The sequence below is a fragment of the Microbacterium sp. Root61 genome (genome assembly GCF_001427525.1).
GTDB lineage: Bacteria > Actinomycetota > Actinomycetes > Actinomycetales > Microbacteriaceae > Microbacterium.
On record NZ_LMGU01000001.1, the window covers coordinates 3,175,277 to 3,191,893 of the forward strand.

Here is a 16,617-nt window from a genome sequence, read left to right on the forward strand (position 1 = left end):
CGGCGAAACTCAAGGAGAACGACAATGCCGACGCTCACTTCCGTCCAACTCTTCACGGTCAACGCGGCTCTCGAGGCCGACCTCGACGGGACTCTGGCCGCCCTTGCGGGCCGCGGCTTCACCGCCGTCGAGCCGTACGACTTCGTGCGCCGGGCGGAGCTTCTTGCGGCGGCACTGTCCGCGCACGGGCTGCAGTCGCCTACGGGCCACGCGTTCCTCGCATCGGATTCCTTCGTCAACCCGGACGGCTCCGGAACGACCGTCGCGGTGCCCTCGCACGAGGAGGTCTTCGCGGCGGCCGAGGTGCTGGGCATGAACACCGTGATCGACCCGTACACGGCACCGTCCCGCTGGGAGAGCGTCGAGCAGATCGAGGACACCGCTCGCCGACTGAACACCGCCGCAGACGCCGCGGCCGTGCACGGCCTGCGGGTCGGCTACCACAACCACGCGCACGAGCTGGAGGCGACCTTCGACGGCGTCACGGGACTCGAGGTCCTCGCCGGGCTGCTCGATCCGCGTGTGGTGCTCGAGGTCGACCTCTACTGGGCCGCCCGCGCCGGCGTCGATTCGCCCGCGCTTCTGGGTCGCCTCGGCGACCGCGTCGTGGCCGTCCATGTCAAGGACGGCACGCTGGACGAGGACGCGCTGGTCGCGTATCCGCCGGTGGATCAGGTCCCGGCCGGGCAGGGTGTGGTGCCCCTCGCCGCAGCGCTGGATGCGGCATCCGCTCTGGAATACGCCATCGTCGAGTTCGACGTCTATGACGGCGACATCTTCGAGGCCGTCGAGCAGAGCCGGGTCTTCCTCGACGAGTTGGCGGCCCGCTGATGGGTGCGGTCGGAGTCGGCATCATCGGTGCGGGCAACATCAGCGACACCTACCTCGAGAACCTGTCGAGCTTCCCCGACGTCCGCGTGCTGGCCGTCGCGGATGTGATCGGGGAGCGGGCCCAGGCGCAGGCATCCCGCTACGGTGTCCCGCGCAGCGGCGGCGTGGATGTCGTCCTGAACGATCCCGACATCGAGATCGTCGTCAACCTCACCGTCCCCGCGGCGCACGTCGAGGTGTCGGAGGCGATCATCGCAGCCGGCAAGCACGTATGGAGCGAGAAGCCCATCGGCGTGGATCGGGAGAGCTCGCGGCGCCTGCTGGAGCGGGCGAAGGAGGCGGGCCTGCGCGTCGGGATCGCACCCGACACCGTCCTCGGACCGGGTGTGCAGACCGCCAAGCGGGCGATCGCCCGCGGTGACATCGGTCGTCCGCTGTTCGCGCAGACGACCTTCCAATGGCAGGGGCCGGAGATCTTCCACCCCAACCCGGCATTCCTGTACGCACGTGGCGGCGGACCGCTCCTGGACATGGGGCCGTACTACGTCTCGACCCTCGTGCACGTGTTCGGGCCGGTGGCGGCCGTGGCCGCGCTCGGCCTGCGCGGCACGGAGGCGCGGCGCGTGCAGGTCGGCCCGCTCGCAGGCACGGAGTTCCCCGTCGAGATCCCGTCCACGGTCACGGTGCTCACGCAGTTCGAGGGCGGCGGCCAGGCGCAGAGCCTGTACAGCACCGACTCACCGCTGCTGCGTCAGGGCGTCGTGGAGATCACCGGCACAGAGGGGACGCTGGTGATCCCCGACCCCAACACGTTCGGCGGCGCGATCACCATCACGCGCGGCCTGACCGCGCTGACCGCGGGCCCCGTCGTCCAGCAGGTCGACGAGGTCGCGCCCGAAGGCGTCATGGTCGGACGGGGGCTCGGATTGCTCGACATGGTGCGCGCGATCCGCGAGGACCGTCCGCACGTGGCCAGCGGCGAGCTCGGCTACCACGTGCTGGACACCCTGCTCTCGATCGAGGAGTCCGTCGGCGCACAGGCCTTCGTGCCCGTGGCGAGCACCGTCGACCGCGTCGACTCGGTGCCCGCCACGTTCGATCCGTTCGCCGCGACCCTCTGACGCCGGCGCACCCGCTGGGTCCGCCCGGACTCAGCGGGTGGCGCGGGCCAGGTTCTCGACGAGCTCGTCGCGCGTCTGGCGCACGACGTAGGCGGGCTGGTCGCGCTCCACGCGCCAGCTCTCCGAAAGTGGGCCGACGTTCACGGTGTCGTAGCCGAACTCGTCGTACAGCGCCGTGACGAACGCGACGGCGTCCGCGTGGTCGCTCGAGGTGGCGAGGGCGCGGCGGTCGGGCGATCCGGCCGCGGCGCCGTCGGTCAGGATCTCGGTGGACAAGATGTGGTTGAAGGCCTTGACGACCTTCGAGGACGGCAGGTGCTCCTGCAGCATCCCGGCCGTGGTGGTGAGCTTGTCGTCCAGCTCGGCGATGCGGCCGTCGCGCTCCCAGTAGTAGTTGTTCGTGTCGAGCACGATCTTGCCGGCGAGCGGCTCGAGGGGCACCTCGCGGTACGCCTTGAGCGGGACCGTCACGATGACGATGTCACCGGATGCCGCGGCATCCGTCACCGTGCCTGCACGGGCGTTCTCACCCAGGTCCGCCACCACGTCGGCGAGGGTCTCGGGCCCGCGCGAGTTGCTGATGACGACCTCGTAGCCGCGTTCGGCGAGGCCGCGCGCGAGGGTCGATCCGATGTGTCCTGCTCCGATGATTCCCACTGTTGTCATGTCGGAGTGAACGCACCGGACCGCCCGGCATTCCCGTGTGACGCGGGATGGCGTCAGAGGCGCGTCCACGCCTCCGTCAGCACACCGCGCAGGATCTGCTCGATCTCGTCGAACTCGCTCTGCCCGATGGTCAGCGGCGGGGCGAGCTGGATGACCGGGTCGCCGCGGTCGTCGGCGCGGCAGTACAGCCCGGCGTCGAACAGCGCCTTGGAGAGGAATCCGCGGAGGAGGCGCTCGGACTCGTCATCGTCGAAGGTCTCCTTCGTGGCCTTGTCCTTGACGAGCTCGATGCCGAAGAAGTATCCGTCGCCGCGCACGTCGCCGACGATCGGCAGGTCGGTGAGCTTCTCGAGCGTGGAGCGGAACGCGGGGGAGTTCGTCCGGACGTTCTCGAGCAGCTTCTCCTCCTCGAAGATGTCGAGGTTCTCCAGGGCGACCGCCGCCGAGACGGGATGACCGCCGAAGGTGTAACCGTGGTAGAACGTCGTGTCGCCGGTGCGGAACGGCTCGTAGAGCTTGTCGCTGACGATCGTGCCGCCGAGCGGGGAGTAGCCGCTGGTGACCGCCTTGGCGAACGTGATCATGTCGGGCTGGTAGCCGTAGGCGTCGGCGCCGAAGTAGTGCCCGAGGCGGCCGAAGGCGCAGATGACCTCGTCCGAGACCAGCAGCACGTCGTACTTGTCGCAGATCTCGCGGACGCGCTGGAAGTAGCCGGGGGGAGGAGGGAAGCATCCGCCGGAGTTCTGCACCGGCTCGAGGAAGACGGCCGCGACCGTCTCGGGTCCTTCGAACTGGATCATCTCCTCGATGCGGTCGGCCGCCCAGACGCCGAACTCCTCGAGGCTGCCGGTCGGCGCACCCATGTCGGCCGCACGATAGAAGTTCGTGTTCGGCACGCGGAATCCGCCGGGTGTCACCGGCTCGAACATCGCCTTCATCGCAGGGATGCCGGTGATGGCCAGGGCGCCCTGCGGGGTGCCGTGGTAGGCGACCGCACGCGAGATGACCTTGTGCTTGGTGGGCTGGCCCTGCAGCTTCCAGTAGTACTTCGCGAGCTTGAACGCGGTCTCCACGGCCTCGCCGCCGCCGGTGGAGAAGAAGACGTGGTTGAGGTCGCCGGGAGCCAGGTCGGCGATCCGGTCGGCAAGCTCGATGGCCGCGGGGTGCGCGTACGACCAGATCGGGAAGAACGCGAGCTGCTCGGCCTGCGTCGCGGCGGCCTGGGCGAGACGCTTGCGCCCGTGCCCGGCGTTGACCACGAAGAGCCCGGACAGGCCGTCGATGTACTTCTTGCCGGCCGAGTCCCAGATGTGATGGCCCTCGCCCTTGACGATGATCGGGACACCGGGGCCGTTGGTCATGACGGACTGCCGGGCGAAGTGCATCCAGAGGTGGTCTTTCGCCATCGTCTGGAGCTCAGCCTCGGTGCGGGTGTGGCGTTCGGTCGAGATCGACATTGCGGGCCTTCCGTCAGGACGTGCTCCCGACGATACTCGCGAGGCGGTCGCGCGCGTCCATGACGGTTCGTCCGGTTCGGATGCCGCGCCCCGCCGGTCCGTCCGATGCCACGACCCCGGCTCCGGGTATATCGCGTGCTCGCTCGACGGTGCGATCGGCGGCGGCGGCAGGTCGTGGTCGGGGCGGGCAGGCGACTCAGGTCGAGTCGCGCTCGATGAGCCGCGTCGCGAGGATGATCGGCGATGGCGGCAGAGGATCGCCCGCCGCCGCGTCGGCGAGGGCGATGACGGCCGCCGCGGCCATCTCGCGGATCGGCTGTCGCACGGTGGTGAGCGGTGGTGTCAGCCAGCGGGCGCCTCGGAGGTCGTCGAACCCGACGACGAGCACGTCGTCGGGAATGCGCCGCCCCGTGGCCGCGGCCGCGGAGTACACGCCCGCCGCCATCTCGTCGGAGCAAGCGAAGACGCCGAGTCGTTCACCCGGCCGCAGGCCGCGTAACAGCGGGAGTGCGGCCTCGCGTGCCGCCGACCCGCCCCAGTCGGCCTGCAGAGCGACGAGATCGGCGTCCGGGCGGACGAGCCGCAGCGCCTCGCGGAAGCCGGTGTTGCGCGCGCGGCCGTATCGGTAGGGCGGCGAGCCGAGCATCACGGCGAACCGGGTCGCACCGCGTTCGGCCAGGTGCATCGCCGCAGCGGCCCCGCCCTCGTGATCCGTCGTGCGCACGCTCGTGAGCCCCCGGGAGGTCTCGGCCTGCGGGTCCATCAGCACGACCGGGATACGGGCATCGGCCAGCGCCGTCAGCTGCGAGGCGGTCGGCGAGATCAGCCCCAGGACCACGCCGGCCGAACCCCGCCTCCGGATGCGCATCGGCCAGTCGTCGTCAGGGTCCTCGCGCTCCTCGGTGAGCACGAGGTCGTAGCCCGCGGCGGCAGCGGCGCGGCGCGCGCCGGCCGTCACCTCGTCGGAGTAGGCGTTGTGGTACCAGCCCAGAACGAGGTCGACCAGCCGCGCGGATCCGGGCGGTCGCCCACCCACCGCGGGGTCGCGGGTGTAGCCGAGCGCGCGGGCGGCGGCCAGCACGCGACGCCGTGTCGCGGGGGCGAGGTCGCCGCGCCCCGAGAGCGCTCGAGATGCCGTGGCGACGCTGACTCCGGCGTCGGCCGCGACCCCGGCCAGGGTCACCCTCGCAGCCATGGGTCGCCGCCTTTCCCCGACACGTCCCCGTGAAGCGTCATCTGACCACTGTCGTGCATGCGGGAGGTTTTGCGCAACGTGCTCGACCAGGGCGACGGGCGGTGGCATCGTCGGGGCTGGAAAGGGCACCAACGATGACGACGACGACATCGCCACTGCGGATCGCGCTGATCGGCACCGGCTTCATGGGCCGCATGCACACGCAGGCGTGGCACACGGCCCCGCGCTTCTTCGACCTTCCGCTCGCGCCGCAGCCCGCCCTGCTCGTCGGCCGCCGTGCGGACGCTGCCGCTCAGGCCGCCGAACGGTGGGACTGGCCGGAGTACTGCGTCGACTGGCGCGGGGCGATCGAACGCGACGACATCGACGTGGTCGACATCTGCACGCCCGGTGACACCCACGCCGAGATCGCGCTGGCCGCGCTGGCTGCCGGCAAGCACGTACTGTGCGAGAAGCCGCTCGCGAACACGGTCGCCGAGGCCCAGGAGATGACGGATGCCGCCCGCCGCGGTCCGGGCATCGCCATGTGCGGCTTCAGCTACCGCCGCACGCCCGCCCTCGCGCTGGCCCGCGAGCTGATCGCAGACGGACGTGTCGGCGAGATCCGGCACGTGCGCGCCCAGTACCTGCAGGACTGGCTGAGCGATCCCGACTCCCCGCACACGTGGCGCCTCGATCGCGACCGCGCGGGCTCCGGTGCCCTCGGCGACATCGGCGCGCACAGCATCGACACGGTGCAGTGGCTCACCGGTCAGGACATCGTTGCGGTCTCGGCGACCGTGCGCACCTTCGTGACCTCGCGTCCGCGCCGCACGGGCGTCGAGGGCCTGGGCGGCGTCGCGACCGACACCTCCGACCGCCTCCCCGTCAGCGTCGACGACGCCGCCGCCTTCACCGCCCGCTTCGACGGGGGCGCCCTCGGCGTCTTCGAGGCCACGCGGATGGCGACCGGTCGCCGCAACGCGAATCGCATCGAGATCAACGGCGACCGCGGCTCGATCGCGTTCGACTTCGAGCGCATGAACGAACTCGAGGTGTACGACACATCGATCGATGCCGCGCAGGGCTTCCGGCGCGTGCACGTGACCGAGGCGCAGCATCCGTATGCGGGTGCGTGGTGGCCCGCCGGTCATGGGCTGGGCTACGAGCACCTGTTCACGCACCAGGCCGTCGACTTCGTGCGCGCCGTCGCGGGGCAGATCCCGGTATCGCCGAGTTTCGCCGACGCGACGCAAGTGCAGCGCGTGCTCGCCGCTGTCGAGCAGAGTGCCGCGCACGACAGCATCCTCACGCCGGTCGCCTCCGCCGACGCCGACCTCTCGAAAGGGGCTTCCGCATGACGCGAACCGCACTCGTCGTCCGCGGCGGATGGGACGGCCACCACCCCGTCGCGGCGACGGAGCTGTTCCTGCCCTTCCTCCGCGAGAGCGGCTTCGACGTCATCGTCGAGGACGACCCGCAGGTGTACGCCGACGCCGACCGTATGGCCGCCACCGACCTCGTCCTGCAGTCGGTGACGATGTCGGAGGCGTCGCCCGAGGCGGTGCGAGGACTCCGCGACGCCGTCACCGCTGGTACGGGACTCGCCGGGTGGCACGGCGGAATCGCTGACTCGTTCCGGGCGAGCTCCGACTATCTGCAGCTCGTCGGCGGACAGTTCGCGACGCATCCGTCGAAGCGGCCCGACGAGGTGCACGGTGACCAGAGCGACAACTACCTCGACTACACAGTCGAGATGACCGACCTCGGTCATCGGCACGAGATCACCGTCGGCATCGAGGACTTCGCGCTCACGACCGAGCAGTACTGGGTGCTGCACGACGATCTCATCGATGTACTCGCGACGACCACACACCCGGTGCAGCCCTACCACCCGTGGCACCGCCCGGTTGCCTCGCCCGCGGTATGGACGCGCGAGTGGGGCCAGGGACGCGTCTTCGTGTCGACGCCGGGGCACAGCATCGACGTGCTGCAGGACGCCAACGTCCGCACGATCATCGAGCGGGGGATGCTGTGGGCGGCCCGGTGACGGACATCGGCATCGTCGGACTCGGCGTCATCTCTCGGCAGTATCTCGACACCCTGGTCCCGGCCTCGAGTGTGCGGATCGCGGCCGTCGCCGACCTCGACGTTCTGCGCGCCGAAAGGGCCGCGGCCGCCATCGCCGGGTGCCGCGCCCTCACGACCGGCGAGATGCTCGCCGACCCCGGCATCCGCACCATCCTCAACCTGACCATCCCCGCCGCGCACGCCGAGGTCGCGCTCGCCGCGATCGCGCACGGCAAGGACGTGTACAGCGAGAAGCCGCTGGCGGCGACCTTCGCGGACGCCCTGCGGGTGACGGATGCCGCCGCCGACGCGGACGTTCGCGTCGGGGGAGCGCCCGACACGGTGCTGGGCACAGGTGTGCAGACGGCCCGCGCCGCGATCGACGACGGCCGGATCGGCCGGCCCGTGTCGGCATCGGCGATGTGGGTCTCGGCCGGGCACGAGTCGTGGCATCCGCAACCCGACTTCTACTATCGCGAGGGCGGCGGACCGCTGCTGGACATGGGGCCGTACTACATCACGTCTCTCGTGCACCTCCTCGGCCCCGTCACCGCGGTGTCGGGCGCCGGATCCCGTTCGCGCGACGAACGCGTGATCGCGTCGGGGCCGCGGGCTGGGGAGCGCATGCCCGTCGAGGTCGACACCCATCTCGCCGGGATCCTCCATCACGCCTCGGGCGCGATCTCGACCGTCACGATGAGCTTCGACGGCGTGGTCTCCACGGCGGCGCCCATCGAGGTCCACGGCGTCGACGGGACCCTCCTCCTTCCCGATCCCAACACCTTTGCCGGCGATGTGCGGCTGTACGCGCGCGGCGGCTCGTGGGAGACGCTCGATCAGTCCGCCGGGTACGTCGATTCCGGTCGCGGCATCGGGCTGATCGACTTCGCTGCCGGCGATGCACGCGCGAGCGGGACCATGGCCCTGCACGTCCTCGAGGTCATGACGATGCTTGCCGCGTCCGCCGTGTCCGGTGTCCGTGAGCCGCTGGCCACGACCGTCGAGCGTCCCTCGCTCGTTCCCCTGACCGCCGCATCCACCTGGAGGAATCTGTGACCCCAGCCCACGCCGTCATCGACCTCGACGTTCCCGGCGACGTCATCAGCCGTCACCTCTACGGCCACTTCGCCGAGCATCTCGGCCGCTGCATCTACGGCGGGTTCTGGGTCGGCGAGGACTCCGATATCCCGCACGTACGCGGCATCCGCTCCGATGTCGTCGAGGCGCTGCGGGCACTCGGCATCCCGAACCTGCGCTGGCCGGGCGGCTGCTTCGCCGACGAGTACCACTGGCGTGACGGCGTCGGTCCGCGTGAGGACCGCCCCCGGATGGTGAACTCGCATTGGGGCGATGTCGTCGAGGACAACCACTTCGGCACCCACGAGTACATGGACCTCTGCGAGATGCTGGGCGCCGATGCCTACGTCAACGGCAACGTCGGCAGCGGCACCGTGCGCGAGATGAGCGAGTGGGTCGAGTACCTCACGCGCGACGGCGACAGTCCGATGGCGCGGCTGCGCCATGAGAACGGCCGCGGCGCGCCCTGGAAGGTGCCCTTCTGGGGCATCGGCAACGAGGCGTGGGGCTGCGGCGGCAACATGACCGCCGAGCAGTACACGCTCGAGGCGCGCCGCTACGGCACGTTCTGCCGAAACCACGGCGGCAATGAGCTGTACCGCATCGCCGCCGGTGCCGCCGACGACGACATCACGTGGACCCGCGCGCTCATGGAGTCGCTCGGATGCCTCACCTGCGAGTCGACCCCGGTGCCGGTGTTCCAGGGGCTGTCGTTCCACTACTACACGCACGCCGGCGCCGGCATCAACACCGAATCGGCGACCGACTTCTCGGCCGAGCAGTACTACGGCACGATGCGCAAGGCGGTCGAGGTGGAGCGCGTGATCCGCAAGCACGAGGCGGTCATGGACTCGTACGACCCCGACCGTCGCGTCGGGCTCGTGCTGGACGAGTGGGGCACGTGGTGGGACGTCGAGCCGGGCACGAATCCCGGGTTCCTGTTCCAGCAGAACACCGTGCGCGACGCGTTGGTCGCTGCCGTGCACTTCGACGCATTCCACCGTCACGCCGGGCGCCTGAAGATGGCGAACATCGCCCAGACGCTCAATGTGCTGCAGGCGATGATCCTCACCGACGACGAGGGAGCCATGGTGCTCACCCCGACCTACCACGTCTTCGAGATGAATCGCGGGCACCATGATGCCACCGCACTGGCCGCGCACGTGCTGTCGTCGCCGACCGCGGCGGACGGCGTGCCCGGCCTGTCGGTGTCGGCCTCGACGCGTGACGGCTCGGCGCTGGTGTCGCTGTCGAACCTGTCGCTCGACGAGTCGCTCGAGGTGCGCATCGACCTGCGTGGACGCGAGGCCTCCGTGCGTCGTGCCCGTGTGCTGACCGGGACGGATGCCGCCGCCCACAACTCCTCCGAGAGCCCGGATGCCGTCTCACCCGTGGGCCTCGATGTGTCGATCGATGGCGGCGTACTGGCGGTGTCGCTTCCCCGTCACTCCTTCGCAGCCGTGGAACTCGACCTGGCGTAAGAGCTGCCGCAAGACGAGGTCCCGGGCGCGCACTGCGCACCGGGACCTCGTCATTCGGCGGAGGTCGGCTCTCAGCGGGGGTCGGCGACCAGCAGGGAGACGGCCGCGGTCGCCACCCGGGCCGACTCCGGGGTGATCATGTGGACCGGGCCGGTGAGTCGGATCATGGCCTCGGTCTCCCGTTCGGCGCACGAGGGCCCTACCCACAGAGCGACGTCCCCCGGCTCCACAATGCGTCGCTCGTCGCGCCCGGAGAAGGCCAGACGCGAGGCGGGCACTGTGAAGGTGACCGTGGCCGAGCCGCCCGGCTCGAGGGTCACCCGCTGGTAGGCGAGCAGCTGCGCCACCGGGCGGGTGACCGAGCCGAGGACGTCGCGCGCATAGAGCTGCACCACATCTGTGCCGGTCCGCGCGCCGGTGTTCGACACCCGCACGCGCGCGACGATGGCGCCGTCGGTGGCCGCATCGGCGGCGCCGAGGTCCTCGTGGGCGAATGTGGTGTAGCTCAGCCCGTGGCCGAACGGCAGTGCCGGCGTGTTGTCCGCGCTGGTGACGTCGGTAGGACCGCCGAGCACCGGGTGCAGGTACGTGTAAGGCTGCGCGCCTGCCGACCGGGGCAGGGACACCGGCAGCCTTCCCGAGGGGACCGTCGCGCCGGAGAGGATGCGTGCGATCGCAGGACCACCCTCCTCGCCGGGGAAGAACGCCTGCAGGACCGCGCCGGCGGCCGACGGGCCGTCCAGCATCCAGCCGATCGCGTACGGACGACCCGAGACGACCACCACGACCGTGGGGGTGCCCGTCGCGACGACAGCCTCCACGAGCCGGCGCTGCGCGCCGGGCAGCTCGAGGTCGTCGACGTCGTTGCCCTCGCCGACCGTGCCGCGACCGAACAGTCCGGCCCGGTCGCCGACAACGACGACGGCCGCCTCTGCCCGCGTGGCGGCCTCCACGGCCGCCACGATGCCCGTGGGATCGAGATCCTCGACATCGCAGCCCCGCTCGAGCACGAACGAGGCGTGCGGGAACTCCGCGCGCAGCGCCTCCGCGACCGTCGGGATCTCGACGCCCAGCGCGGTGCCGGGGTGATGTGCCAGCACGTGGTTGGCGAACGAGTAGCAGCCCATCAGTGACTCTGCCGCGTCGGCGTTGGGTCCGATCAGCGCGATCGTGCGCGGCTCGGCGAGGGGCAGCATCCCGTCGTTGCGGAGGAGAACGATCGACTCCTCCGCGGATCGGCGGGCGAGCTCCCGCAGCTCGGGGCTATCGAGGTCCACCGCCGTCGGGGCGGACGAGAAGTCCTCGTCGAGGAGCCCCAGCTCCTCCTTCTGCGACAGCACCCGCAGCACGGCGCGGTCTACGTCGGCGAGCGCCTGGGGGTTCGAGTCCAGCAGCTCGCGTAGGGGAGCGACGAACGCGTCGCCCGTGGGCAGTTCGATGTCGATCCCCGCCCGCAACGCCAGCAACGCTGCTTCGCCGAGATTCGCTGCGACCCCGTGCAGGGCGTGGAGGAACGCGACGGAGAAGTAGTCGGCGACGACCGTGCCGTCGAAACCCCACTCCTCGCGCAGCAGTGACGTGAGCAGCTCGGGGTTGGAAGCCACGGGTACGCCGTCGATCTCGGCGTACGAGTTCATCACCGACCGCACCCCGCCGTCGCGCACCGCCATCTCGAAGGGTGGCAGGATGACATCCTGCAGTCGTCGTCTGCCCATGTGCACCGGGGCGTGATTGCGCCCGGCCTGCGAGGCGGAGTACCCCGCGAAGTGCTTCAGAGTGGCGTGGACTCCGGCGGACTGGAGCCCCCGCACGTAGGCGGTGCCGATCGTACCGACCACGTACGGGTCTTCCGAGATGCACTCGTCGACGCGGCCCCAGCGGGGATCCATCACGACATCGAGTACCGGTGCGAGGCCCTGATGGATGCCGAGCTCCGCCATCGAGCGGCCGATCGCGGCGCCGAGCTCCTCCGTCAGCTCCGGGTCGAAGGCGGCGCCCCAGGCCAGGGGCGTGGGGAAGGTCGCGGCCTTCCATGCGGCCAGGCCGGTGAGGCACTCCTCGTGGACGATGGCGGGGATGCCCAGCCGGGTCTCGTCCCGCAGCCGGCGCTGCTCGGCCCAGAGCCACGCGGCACGCTCGACCGGGTCGACCGGTCGAGTGCCGTAGACGCGGGTGAGGTGTCCGATGCCGTTTGCGGTGGCGTCCTCGTACCGGGTCGAGGTCACCATCTCGCCCGCCATCGGCGCGACGACCTCGTCCCCCTGATCGACCCAGTAGCCGACGAGCTGCGCGAGCTTCTCATCCAACGTCATCTGCGCGTGAAGGGACCGTACCCGCGGCGAGACCGCGGGCATCACGATGTCGCTCATCCCTTGACCGCCCCCGTCAAGCCGCCGACGATGCGCCGTTCGAAGAGGCTGAAGAAGACCAGCGCGGGAACCATGGAGAGCGAGGTGAACGCGAGCACCTTCGCCGTGTCGACGGAGTACTGCGACGAGAACGCCTGGACGCCGAGCGGCAGGGTGAAGTTCGCATTGTCGTTGAGCAGGAACAGCGGCAGCAGGTAGCTGTTCCAGCTGGCGATGAAGGCGAGGATCCCGACGGTGATCACACCGGGAACCGCGAGCGGGATCACCATGCGCCAGAAGAAGCCCAGGCGGCTGCATCCGTCGATGAAGGCGGCTTCCTCGATCTCGTCGGGGATCGCACGCAGGAACGGCACCAGGATGATGATCGTCGTCGGCAGGGCGAACGCGATCTGCGGCAGGATGACGCCCCCCAGCGAGTTGATGAGCCCGAGGTCGCGCACGACGATGTACAGCGGCGTGATCGCGACGGTGATCGGGAACATGAGTCCGGCGGCGAACAGCGCGTACAGCGCCGCGCGGCCCCGGAACCGGTAGCGCGCGAGGACGTAGCTCGCCATGAGACCCAGCAGGATGACGCCCAGAGTGGTCGCCACCCCGACGATGGTGGAGTTGAGTACGAGCTGCCAGAAGATGCCGCCGGTCAGCACGTCCAGGTAGTTGGTCCAGACCCAAGGATCGGGCAGGCCGCCGGGGTCGGTCGTGATCTGCGAGTTGGAGCGGAACCCGCCGAGGATGATGTAGATGACCGGACCCAGCATGAGCGCGATCACGACGAGGGCGACGAAGTACACCGCGGGGGTACCGGCCCGCATCCGGGTACGACGAGGCGGGGGCAGCGCAATGGTCGCCATGGTGTCGAGGGCGGTCATCGGGCGGTCCTTTCGGTGAGGGCGCCTGCGGTGTCGCGGCGCAGCACGAAGCGCTGGTAGATCAGGGCGACGATGAGTGAGATGAGGAAGATGACGACGGCGACGGCGTTTCCGTATCCGAAGTTGCCCGCGTTTCGACCGTTGGCCACCATGTAGGTCGCCATCGTCGAGGTGCCCGCCACCGGCGCAACGTACTGTCCCCAGATGATGTACACCAGGTCGAACAGCTGCAGTGCGCCGATGATCGACAGGAACGCCCAGATGCGCAGGGTCGGGCCGAGCAGTGGAATCGTGATGCGCCGCTGGATCTGCCAGTAGGTCGCGCCATCGATAGCAGCCGCCTCGTACAGCTCTTCGGGGATTCCCTGGAGCCCGGCGAGGAAGAGGATGACCGCGAAGCCCACGTACTTCCAGGTGAGGATCCCCATCAGGGTCCAGATCGCGATGCTCGGATCCGAGAGCCAGTCGTGGGTCAATCCCGACAGGCCCCATTCGTCGAGGATGCCGTTGAGGGCGCCGTTGGTCGCCAACATGAGGCTGAACCCCGTGCCGACGACGACCTCGGCGATCACGTAGGGCACGAAGATGAGCACCCGGATGAGTGACTGCCCCCGCATCTTGCGGTTGAGCAGAAGTGCCAGCAGGAGTGCGATCGGACCCTGGATGACCAGCGACATCACGACGATGAAGCCGTTGTGGCCGAGCGCTTCCTGAAAGTCGGGATCGGTGAGGATCGTGGCGTAGTTCTTGAAGCCGACGAAGTCCGTCGCCGGGCCGTAGCCGTGCCAGTTGAAGAACCCGTAGTACGCCGCCATGACGACCGGGAAGATGACGAAGCCGACGAAGAAGATCAGTGCCGGCCCGACCAGCACGGCGATCTCCATACGACCGGACCATCCGATCCCTCGGCGTCGGCGGCGCGGCGGAGCCGAGGGCGGCGGTGTGACGCCGCCGCCCCCGGCACGCTGCGCGAGATCCGTCTCCGGGCGATCGTCCGTTTTCGGTGTCTCGCTCGTGTGCATGCGAAGTGTTCCTTATCCCTTCGCGCCGGCCGAGTTGGCCGCTGCGATCATTTCGTCGGGCGTGCTCTGGCCGGCGAGCATGTCGACCACGGCGACGTTGAGCGCGTTGCCGACGTTCTGCCCGAGGACGGTGTCGAGCCACTGCGAGACGAACGGGGCCGCGTTGTAGGCCTCGAGGATCTGCTTGAGGTACGGCTCGGTGACCTCGGACTGCGCCGCCTGGTTGACCGGCGGTGAGGAGAACGCCTTGTAGTACGCGGTCTGCTGAGCGTCGGACGCGACGAAGTTGAGGAAGTCGACGCACTCCTTCGGTGCCTTCGCAGAACAGGAGTAGCCGTCGACGCCGCCCATCATCGATCCCGGCTCGCCCTTGCCGCCCGACACCTCAGGGAAGGGGTACCACGCGAGGTCGGCCAGCGGCTTCTCGTCGGGCGTCAGCGACGCGATCACGCCCGGGTCCCACGCGCCCATCAGCTCGCCGCCGGCCTGGTGGTTGGCGACGAGGCCGGCCGAGCTGCCGGCGCCCTGCTGGGCGGACGTCGTGAGGAAGCCCTCGTTGAACGGCTGGGTGGCGGCGAACTTCTCGAGGTCCTCGGCGGCCTTCAGCCAGCACGGGTCGCTGAAGTCCTTCGAGTCGCCGGTCTCCTCCACCGTCTTGGGGGCGCACTCGCGCAGCGCGAACCAGTAGAACCAGTGGGCCGCCGGCCAGGCGTCCTTCGCGCCGAGCGCGAGGGGAGCGACGCCGGTCGCCTTGAGCTTGTCGTTGGCCGCGACGAGTTCGTCGATGGTGGTCGGGGTCTCGGTGACTCCGGCCGCGGTATAGAGGTCCTGGCTGTAGAAGATGCCGCCGGGAAGCACCGACAGAGGCATCGCCCACACCTTGTCCTGGTAGGTCTCCGCCTTGAAGGAGCCGTCGGAGATGTTGTCCTTCGCCTCGCCTTCGATCTTGCCGGTCAGATCCATCAACTGGCCCGCCTGCACCATCGCCGCCATCTTTCCGCCGCCGCGCTGAAGGAAGATGTCCGGCGGGTCTCCGGCGTTGAGGGACGTCTGCAGCTTGCCATCCATGTCCTCGTTCTGGATGGACTGCATCTTGATCGTGACGTTCGGGTTGTCCTTCTCGAACGCGGCGATCGCGTCCTTCCAGAACTGCTGGCCGTCACCGGTCGTCGAGTTCTGCCAGAGCGTCATCTCCACGTTGCCGTCGCTGCTCGCGTCGGAGCCGCCGGCACTGCAGCCGGCGAGCGCGAGTGCGCCGACGACGAGTGCTGCGGAACCCGCGAGGATTCTCTTGCCGATCATGTGATTCCCGTTCTCTTCATCGAGGAGCACCTCTGCTCCGAGGTGCGGTGGTCGGCGCGATCGGGTCGCGCGCTGCTCGATGCTGCGACCGAGCAGCAAAAGTGTGCGTTCGCAACAAATACTTTGTCAAACGTTTTCGAAAACGGTTTCCAAGGCGTTACGCTATCGAGATCATGAAGCGCCGCCCCACCATCACAGATGTGGCCGCTGCGGCCGGCGTCTCCGTCGCGACCGTGTCGAAAGCGGTCAACGGCCGCTACGGTGTGGCCAGTGAGACGGCCGACCGTGTCCTGGCCGTCGTCGCGGAACTGGGCTACGAGTCCAGTCTCATCGCCAGCAGCATGCGCTCGCGCAGGACCGGCGTGATCGGGGTGCTCGTCGCCGACTTCGAGCCGTTCAGCGCCGAGATCCTCAAGGGTGTCGGACAGGCGCTGCGCGACTCCCGCTACGACCTCCTCGCGTACTCCGGCTCCCACGGCTCGTCGGAAGGGTGGGAGCGGCGCTCGCTGTCACGCCTCAGCGGCACGCTCATCGACGGCGCCATCATGGTCACCCCGACGGTGGTCAACGTCGGCGCGGAGGTGCCCGTGGTCGCCATCGATCCGCACACCGGGCCGGCGGACCTGCCCGTGGTCGAGTGCGACAGCTACGGCGGTGCGCTCCAGGCGACGCGGCACCTCCTCGACCTGGGCCACACCCGCATCGGCTTCATCGCCGGCCGGCGCGACCTGCGTTCGTCGATCGCGCGCGACGCCGGGTATCGGCGGGCGCTGACAGATGCCGGCATCGCGGTCGATCCGGCGCTCGTGGGGTCGGGCAGTTACCGTCAGGATGCCGTCCGCGTCGCCGCTGTCGAGATGCTCCGGCGCGGCGACCGCCCCAGCGCCATCTTCGCCGCCAACGACATCTCGGCGCTCGAGATCGTGAACGTCGCCGCGGAGCTCGGGCTCGATGTGCCGCGAGATCTCTCCGTCATCGGATTCGACGACGTCCCGGAGGCCTCCAAGTCGACACCGGCCCTGTCGACGGTCCGTCAGCCGATGCAGACCCTGGGCGCCGAAGCGGCGCGGCTGCTGCTCACGCTCATGGACGGCGAGGTTCCGGCGGCGACGCATGTGACGCTGCCGACACGGCTCATCCCCCGAGGGACGACCGCGCCGCCGCTCTGAGGACGGCGG

Annotated in this window: 14 protein-coding genes; 7 read left to right on the forward strand and 7 right to left on the reverse strand. The window is 69.6% G+C overall.

Annotated elements, in window-relative coordinates:
• Positions 1–24 precede the first annotated feature (24 nt).
• Complete coding sequence (locus ASD65_RS14905; RefSeq protein WP_056223813.1) at positions 25–831, forward strand: sugar phosphate isomerase/epimerase family protein; 807 nt, start codon at positions 25–27, stop codon at positions 829–831.
• Positions 831–1,952 (forward strand): Gfo/Idh/MocA family protein, encoded by a 1,122-nt coding sequence (locus tag ASD65_RS14910; protein ID WP_056223814.1) that lies wholly within the window; start codon positions 831–833, stop codon positions 1,950–1,952. The genes ASD65_RS14905 and ASD65_RS14910 overlap by 1 nt, the downstream gene beginning before the upstream one ends.
• Positions 1,953–1,982: 30 nt before the next feature.
• Here the strand turns inward: ASD65_RS14910 and ASD65_RS14915 are convergent, their stop codons facing one another.
• The 3 genes from ASD65_RS14915 to ASD65_RS14925 all read right to left on the reverse strand — a co-directional run bounded on the left by ASD65_RS14915 (position 1,983) and on the right by ASD65_RS14925 (position 5,270).
• Complete coding sequence (locus ASD65_RS14915; RefSeq protein ID WP_056223815.1) at positions 1,983–2,618, reverse strand: NADPH-dependent F420 reductase; 636 nt, start codon at positions 2,616–2,618, stop codon at positions 1,983–1,985.
• Between the two features lie 53 nt (positions 2,619–2,671).
• The gene (locus tag ASD65_RS14920; RefSeq protein ID WP_056223816.1) at positions 2,672–4,075 is read right to left on the reverse strand and encodes an aspartate aminotransferase family protein; all 1,404 of its coding nucleotides are present in this window, start codon (positions 4,073–4,075) and stop codon (positions 2,672–2,674) included.
• A 196-nt stretch (positions 4,076–4,271) separates the two neighbouring features.
• Entirely contained in the window at positions 4,272–5,270 is a 999-nt protein-coding gene (locus ASD65_RS14925; RefSeq protein ID WP_056223817.1) for a substrate-binding domain-containing protein, read from the reverse strand.
• Between the two features lie 134 nt (positions 5,271–5,404).
• Here ASD65_RS14925 and ASD65_RS14930 point away from each other — a divergent pair, with 134 nt between their 5' ends.
• From ASD65_RS14930 to ASD65_RS14945, 4 genes are read left to right on the forward strand one after another with little or no spacing between them, the layout of a single operon-like run.
• Entirely contained in the window at positions 5,405–6,610 is a 1,206-nt protein-coding gene (locus tag ASD65_RS14930; RefSeq protein WP_056223818.1) for a Gfo/Idh/MocA family protein, read from the forward strand.
• Positions 6,607–7,299, forward strand: a complete 693-nt coding sequence (locus tag ASD65_RS14935) for a ThuA domain-containing protein (protein WP_056223819.1) — start codon at positions 6,607–6,609, stop codon at positions 7,297–7,299. Before ASD65_RS14930 ends, ASD65_RS14935 begins: the two co-directional genes overlap by 4 nt.
• Positions 7,296–8,375, forward strand: a complete 1,080-nt coding sequence (locus ASD65_RS14940) for a Gfo/Idh/MocA family protein (RefSeq protein ID WP_056225028.1) — start codon at positions 7,296–7,298, stop codon at positions 8,373–8,375. The genes ASD65_RS14935 and ASD65_RS14940 overlap by 4 nt, the downstream gene beginning before the upstream one ends.
• The gene (locus ASD65_RS14945; RefSeq protein ID WP_056223820.1) at positions 8,372–9,877 is read left to right on the forward strand and encodes an alpha-N-arabinofuranosidase; all 1,506 of its coding nucleotides are present in this window, start codon (positions 8,372–8,374) and stop codon (positions 9,875–9,877) included. Before ASD65_RS14940 ends, ASD65_RS14945 begins: the two co-directional genes overlap by 4 nt.
• Before the next feature lie 71 nt (positions 9,878–9,948).
• On the opposite strand, the gene ASD65_RS14950 is transcribed toward ASD65_RS14945, so the two are convergent.
• Genes ASD65_RS14950 through ASD65_RS14965 form a run of 4 tightly spaced genes read right to left on the reverse strand, consistent with a single transcriptional unit; the run spans position 9,949 to position 15,439 of the window.
• On the reverse strand, positions 9,949–12,246 hold the full coding sequence (locus ASD65_RS14950) for a beta-glucosidase (RefSeq protein ID WP_056223821.1): 2,298 nt from the start codon (positions 12,244–12,246) through the stop codon (positions 9,949–9,951).
• Positions 12,243–13,097 carry a carbohydrate ABC transporter permease gene (locus ASD65_RS14955; RefSeq protein WP_056225031.1) on the reverse strand — a complete coding sequence of 285 codons (855 nt, stop codon included), beginning with the start codon at positions 13,095–13,097 and terminating at the stop codon, positions 12,243–12,245. The genes ASD65_RS14950 and ASD65_RS14955 overlap by 4 nt, the downstream gene beginning before the upstream one ends.
• 14 nt (positions 13,098–13,111) lie before the next feature.
• Positions 13,112–14,137, reverse strand: a complete 1,026-nt coding sequence (locus tag ASD65_RS14960; RefSeq protein WP_056223822.1) for a carbohydrate ABC transporter permease — start codon at positions 14,135–14,137, stop codon at positions 13,112–13,114.
• A 12-nt stretch (positions 14,138–14,149) separates the two neighbouring features.
• Positions 14,150–15,439, reverse strand: a complete 1,290-nt coding sequence (locus ASD65_RS14965; protein ID WP_056225034.1) for an ABC transporter substrate-binding protein — start codon at positions 15,437–15,439, stop codon at positions 14,150–14,152.
• Between the two features lie 173 nt (positions 15,440–15,612).
• Between ASD65_RS14965 and ASD65_RS14970 the strand changes: the two genes are divergently transcribed.
• Positions 15,613–16,608 carry a LacI family DNA-binding transcriptional regulator gene (locus ASD65_RS14970; RefSeq protein WP_056223823.1) on the forward strand — a complete coding sequence of 332 codons (996 nt, stop codon included), beginning with the start codon at positions 15,613–15,615 and terminating at the stop codon, positions 16,606–16,608.
• Positions 16,609–16,617 lie beyond the last annotated feature (9 nt).

Coding starts and splice junctions, on each gene's coding strand:
- ASD65_RS14905 (WP_056223813.1), top strand. CDS start 25: ATGCCGACGCTCACTTCCGTCCAACTCTTCACGGTCAACGCGGCTCTC.
- ASD65_RS14910 (WP_056223814.1), top strand. CDS start 831: ATGGGTGCGGTCGGAGTCGGCATCATCGGTGCGGGCAACATCAGCGAC.
- ASD65_RS14915 (WP_056223815.1), bottom strand. CDS start 2,618: ATGACAACAGTGGGAATCATCGGAGCAGGACACATCGGATCGACCCTC.
- ASD65_RS14920 (WP_056223816.1), bottom strand. CDS start 4,075: ATGTCGATCTCGACCGAACGCCACACCCGCACCGAGGCTGAGCTCCAG.
- ASD65_RS14925 (WP_056223817.1), bottom strand. CDS start 5,270: ATGGCTGCGAGGGTGACCCTGGCCGGGGTCGCGGCCGACGCCGGAGTC.
- ASD65_RS14930 (WP_056223818.1), top strand. CDS start 5,405: ATGACGACGACGACATCGCCACTGCGGATCGCGCTGATCGGCACCGGC.
- ASD65_RS14935 (WP_056223819.1), top strand. CDS start 6,607: ATGACGCGAACCGCACTCGTCGTCCGCGGCGGATGGGACGGCCACCAC.
- ASD65_RS14950 (WP_056223821.1), bottom strand. CDS start 12,246: ATGAGCGACATCGTGATGCCCGCGGTCTCGCCGCGGGTACGGTCCCTT.
- ASD65_RS14955 (WP_056225031.1), bottom strand. CDS start 13,097: ATGGCGACCATTGCGCTGCCCCCGCCTCGTCGTACCCGGATGCGGGCC.
- ASD65_RS14960 (WP_056223822.1), bottom strand. CDS start 14,137: ATGCACACGAGCGAGACACCGAAAACGGACGATCGCCCGGAGACGGAT.
- ASD65_RS14965 (WP_056225034.1), bottom strand. CDS start 15,439: ATGATCGGCAAGAGAATCCTCGCGGGTTCCGCAGCACTCGTCGTCGGC.
- ASD65_RS14970 (WP_056223823.1), top strand. CDS start 15,613: ATGAAGCGCCGCCCCACCATCACAGATGTGGCCGCTGCGGCCGGCGTC.